The sequence below is a fragment of the Streptomyces bohaiensis genome (assembly GCF_012033785.1).
Classification (GTDB): Bacteria; Actinomycetota; Actinomycetes; order Streptomycetales; family Streptomycetaceae; genus Streptomyces; species Streptomyces bohaiensis.
Window position 1 is genome coordinate 1 of record NZ_JAAVJC010000477.1, and the last position, 1,851, is coordinate 1,851.

Genomic DNA, 1,851 nt, shown 5'->3' on the forward strand with positions numbered 1-1,851 from the left:
GCGCGCGCCGGGGCAGTCGGGCGGTTCACCGGCCGCGGCCGGGCGAAGCCGGGCCGACCACCCGGCGCCGCCCTGGCACCACCGGTGCCGGGGACGCGCCCGGCACCCGGGACGGCACCGACACCGACACCGACACAGACACCGGCACCGCGACCGACACGGCGGCCCGACAGGGCCGTCGGTGCCACCAGGACGACAGGGGATGGCGGGCGATGATCCGACACAGCGGGCCGACGGCCCCACGACGTTCCGGCCGCACCGGCCGGACCGGGGCCGCCGACAGCGACGGCGGCCGGGGCGACGCGCGAGGGGTGGACCCGCCGGGCCTCCCCGCCCGCGGAGGGGGCCGGTCCGCCGCCTCGTTCGCCGCGGCCGGTGCCTGCGCGCTGCTGCTCCCTCTCCTGGCGAGCGGCCCGGCCCACGCCCAGGACCGACCCGCCGCCCCGACCGCCTACGTGACCGCCGCAGACGCCGAGCCGATCGAGGGCACCGCCGGTTCCGCCGACGCCCCCGCTCTGGAGATCGGGGGGATCTACACCGACGAGCTCGACGTCGGCGACGCGCTGTACTACAGCGTGGTGCTGGACGCCGAGTCGGACGTCTACGTCTCCGCGGTCGCCGCCCCGGACCCCGGCACCAAGGTCGCGTCGGCCGACGGCTTCGAGCTCGCGCTCACCACCACCGGCGGCGACACCTGCAACAGCCCGGAGAGCCGCACCTTCCAGAGCGACGGCGCCGCACGACCCATCGCCGCCTCGCAGATCCGGACCGTCACCCCCGACGGCCGGTGCCGGCAGGCCGGCAACCACCTGGTGCGCCTGACGCGGACCAGCGCCCCCACCTCCTCGCCGGCCGCCTGGCCGGTGGAGCTGCGGGTGATGGCGGAGCCCGCGGCGACCGGGGGCACCGACGTCCTGCCGGAGGGCGACTGGACGACCTCCGACGACCTGCCGCCCGCCCCCAGCGGCCAGGCCGAACGCGCCCCCGGCGGCAGCGGCTTCAACGACGCGCGCCCCCTGGAACCCGGCGTCTGGCGCGACGACCTCACCCCGGGCTCGACCCGCTTCTACGCGGTTCCGGTGGACTGGCACCAGCAGCTGGACGTCCGCATCGAGTTGAGCAACGCGCCGCAGCACGAGGGCTACGGCAGCGTCATCAACGCGGTGGGCGCCGACATCTACACCCCCTACCGGGCGCCCGCGGCGGCGAACACCACCACCTCCTACAGCGGCGAACCGGCCGAACTCGCCCTGCTCACCCAGCCGGTCGCCTACGACAACCGGTTGGCGACCGGCTTCGACCGCTACGTGCCGCGTTCGCGCGTCGCCGGGTGGCACTACCTCGCCGTCCACCTCCACGAGAACGTCGTGGAGCGGGTGGACGCCGAAGCCGTCGGCATGACGCTGCGGATCGCGGTCCACAACGAGCCCGGCACCGCCCCCACGTACGACGGCGACCTCGCCGAGGCCGGGTTCGGCATCGACGCGGAGGTGCTGGAGGCGGACGGCGCCGACGCGGGCACCGACGCCGACGCCGACGAGACGGCCGCCGCCGGCCGCGACGACGGCAAGGTCCTCCTCGGGTACGCCGGCATCGGCGCCGGGGTGGCACTGCTCGGAGTCGTCGCGACCTGGTACTACCTCGGGCGTCGCGACGCGGCCGCAGGCCACCGCGCGGGGTAGCCCAGGGGCCGTGCCGGGCCGGCGGGGCACTCCGTCCTGCGGTCGGGTCGCCCGCGTCGGCCGATCCGGCCCGCACCCCGCCGGTGCGCGCACGCCCCGACGTCCCGACGCCCCGACGCCCCGCCGTCCCGTGCGGCGCCGCGGCACCGGACTCGTACCGGTTGGTCCA

Annotated in this window: 1 protein-coding gene; it reads left to right on the forward strand. The window is 77.1% G+C overall.

Features of this window, described 5'->3' with window-relative positions:
- Positions 1–212 precede the first annotated feature (212 nt).
- Positions 213–1,682, forward strand: a complete 1,470-nt coding sequence (locus tag HCN52_RS24080; RefSeq protein WP_168090532.1) for a hypothetical protein — start codon at positions 213–215, stop codon at positions 1,680–1,682.
- Positions 1,683–1,851 lie beyond the last annotated feature (169 nt).

Excerpts from the sequence above, each read along its gene's own strand:
- HCN52_RS24080 (WP_168090532.1), top strand. The coding sequence starts at position 213 with ATGATCCGACACAGCGGGCCGACGGCCCCACGACGTTCCGGCCGCACC.